General features: G+C 63.3%; 2 protein-coding genes and 2 pseudogenes. 1 reads left to right on the plus strand and 3 read right to left on the minus strand.

Translation table 11 applies throughout. The features are described from left to right. Positions 1 to 239 (plus strand): annotated as a pseudogene (locus tag AC1DX0_RS34250) (IS110 family transposase); the annotation flags it as partial. 20 nt (positions 240 to 259) lie between these two features. On the opposite strand, the gene lpdA reads toward AC1DX0_RS34250, so the two are convergent. The 3 genes and pseudogenes from lpdA to AC1DX0_RS34265 form a co-directional block, all read right to left on the minus strand. Beyond that, the gene (gene lpdA, locus AC1DX0_RS34255; protein ID WP_477224375.1) at positions 260 to 1,666 is read right to left on the minus strand and encodes a dihydrolipoyl dehydrogenase; all 1,407 of its coding nucleotides are present in this window, start codon (positions 1,664 to 1,666) and stop codon (positions 260 to 262) included. A gap of 23 nt (positions 1,667 to 1,689) precedes the next feature. Next, positions 1,690 to 2,445: an SDR family oxidoreductase gene (locus AC1DX0_RS34260; RefSeq protein WP_477224376.1), complete on the minus strand. Its 756-nt coding sequence runs from the start codon at positions 2,443 to 2,445 to the stop codon at positions 1,690 to 1,692. Further along, positions 2,442 to 2,702: pseudogene (locus AC1DX0_RS34265) on the minus strand (hypothetical protein); the annotation flags it as partial. The gene AC1DX0_RS34260 and the pseudogene AC1DX0_RS34265, both read right to left, overlap by 4 nt.

Genomic DNA, 2,702 nt, shown 5'->3' on the forward strand with positions numbered 1-2,702 from the left:
CAAACGACAGCGGACAAAAGCAAGGCTACCGCAAAATCCGTGGCGGGCGCCCTGATGTCAGAACCGCGCTGTTCATGCCAGCCCTGCGCGCCGCAGCTGGAAGGGGCGAATTCGCACCCTTCTACAAACGCCTCGTCACAAACGGAAAAAAGCCAATGGTGGCAATCGCTGCCGTCATGCGAAAGATCATCGTTACCCTAAATGCAAGACTAAGGGACGCCGCCATTTCTCAGAGTTGATGACGAAGCGTGGGGCGCCTCTAAATGTGGATCGGCTTGAAGAAGGTGGCCAGCGCCGCTTCCTTCACCGCTTCCGACATTGTCGGATGCGCGTGGGTGGTGCGGGCAAGGTCTTCCGACGAGCCGCCGAACTCCATCAGCACCGCCGCCTCGTGGATCATCTCGCCGGCGCCGAAGCCGACAATGTGGACGCCGAGCACGCGGTCGCTGACCTTGTCGGCGAGGATCTTCACGAAACCGTCCGTGTGCAGCATGGCACGCGCCCGGCCATTGGCGGTGAACGGGAATTTACCGACCTTGTAGTCGATGCCGGCCTTCTTCAGCTCTTCCTCGGTCTTGCCGACCGAGGCAATTTCCGGGCTGGTGTAGACGACGCTCGGGATCACCTCGTAATTCACATGGCCGGCCTGGCCGGCGATGGTTTCGGCCACCGCGACACCCTCGTCCTCGGCCTTGTGCGCCAGCATCGGCCCGGCGATGACATCGCCAATCGCGTAGATGCCGGGCAAATTGGTCTTGAGATGAGCGTCGGTCTTGACCCGGCCGCGCTCGTCGACCTCGACGCCGGCTTCCTTGAGGCCGAGCGTGTCGGAAAAGGCGCGGCGGCCGGTGGCGATCAGCACGACATCGGCGGCGATGGTTTCAGCCGCGCCGCCTTTCACCGGCTCGAAGGTGACGCTGGCGCCCTTCTTGGCCTTGGCGACGCCTGTGACCTTGGCGCCGAGCTTGAACTCGAAGCCCTGCTTGGACAGCAGGCGCTGGAACTGCTTGGACACCTCGCCGTCCATGCCGCCCAAAATGGTGTCGAGGAACTCGACCACGGTGACCTTGGCGCCGAGCCGCGCCCAGACCGAGCCGAGTTCGAGCCCGATGACGCCACCGCCGACCACCACCAGATGGCCGGGAACCTTGTCCAGCGACAGCGCGCCGGTCGACGACACGATGACCTTCTCGTCGATATCGACCTTGACGCCGGGAATGCCGGCGACATCCGAGCCGGTGGCGATGACGATGTTCTTGGTCTCGATCTCCTCGACCTTGCCGTCCTCGGAGGTGACCGACACCTTGCCGGCCGCGACCACCTTGCCGGTCCCGCGAAAACTATCGATCTTGTTCTTCTTGAACAGGAAGGCGACGCCGTTGACGTTGGACGACACCGTCGCATCCTTATGCGCCATCATCTTCTTGAGGTTCAGCTTCGGTGCGGGTATCTCGACGCCCAGCGTATCGAAGGAATGGCCGGCCTCGGCGAACATTTCGGAGGCGTAAAGCAGTGCCTTGGACGGGATGCAGCCGATGTTGAGGCAGGTGCCGCCGAAGGTCGCGTTCTTCTCGACCACCGCGACCTTCAGCCCAAGCTGTGCCGCCTTGATGGCGCAGACATAGCCGCCGGGTCCCGATCCGATGATAACGACGTCATAAGCCATGTTTCTTTCCCTTTGCTTGGCGCTTAACGGCCGCCGCTGACATTCAGGATCGCGCCCGTCGTATAGGACGCGGCGTCGGATAGAAGATAGAGAACCGCAGCCGCGACTTCATCCGCGGTGCCGGCTCTTTTCATCGGCAGCGTGTCCTGGATCAACGCCACCCGGTCCGGCTGTCCGCCGGAGGCGTGGATATCGGTGTCGATGATGCCCGGCCGCACCGCGTTGACGCGGATGCCTTCCAGCGCCACCTCGCGGGCAAGCCCGATGGTGAACGTGTCGATGGCGCCCTTGGAGGCGGCATAGTCGACATAATTGTCCGGCGCGCCCAGCACCGCCGCCGCCGACGAGATGTTGACGATAGAGCCGCCCTTGCCGCCATGGCGCGTCGACATGCGCTTGACCGCTTCTCGGGCGCAGAGAATGGAGCCGACGACATTGATGCGCATCATGCGCTCCAGCCTTGCCGCGCTCATCTCGTCGACACGCGCCTTGGCATCGACGATACCGGCATTGTTGACGAAAGCGTCGAGCCGGCCCCAAGTGCGGTCTACCGCCGCGAAGATAGCCAGGATATCGGCCTCGCTGCCGACATCGCCCTTGACCGCAAAAGCGTCACCGCCGGCGGCCTTGATGTCGCCGACCAGCGCGTCGGCGGCAGCCTGGTTCGAGGCATAGTTGATTGCCACGCGATAGCCGGCCTTCGCCCCGAGACGGCAGACGGCGGCGCCGATGCCGCGGCTGCCGCCGGTGACCAGCAGCACTCTTTGCGCTTCACTCATTCCTGGCACCCCTTCAGCGTAAAAACATCCGACGGCACTTTCGAAAATCCACTGCCGCCATAGGCCAGCGAGTGCCGCAATGACGGCCCGAGGTCGGGAAAGATCAGTGTCTTCGGAGCATCGACGCCTTGCGCCGGCAACAGCCCGATCGCGCCCTTGTCATCCGACGTATAGATCACACCGTTCCACAGCGTGCAGGCGGCAAGCTCGCCGCCAGTGATGTCGCCCTCGGGGCATTTATACATCAAGGAGCCGTT

The organism is Mesorhizobium sp. P3_A9 (assembly GCF_056402975.1).

What these genes read in the sequence shown, in the direction of transcription:
- AC1DX0_RS34260 (WP_477224376.1), bottom strand. Translation starts at nt 2,445, where the DNA reads ATGAGTGAAGCGCAAAGAGTGCTGCTGGTCACCGGCGGCAGCCGCGGC.
- lpdA (WP_477224375.1), bottom strand. Translation starts at nt 1,666, where the DNA reads ATGGCTTATGACGTCGTTATCATCGGATCGGGACCCGGCGGCTATGTC.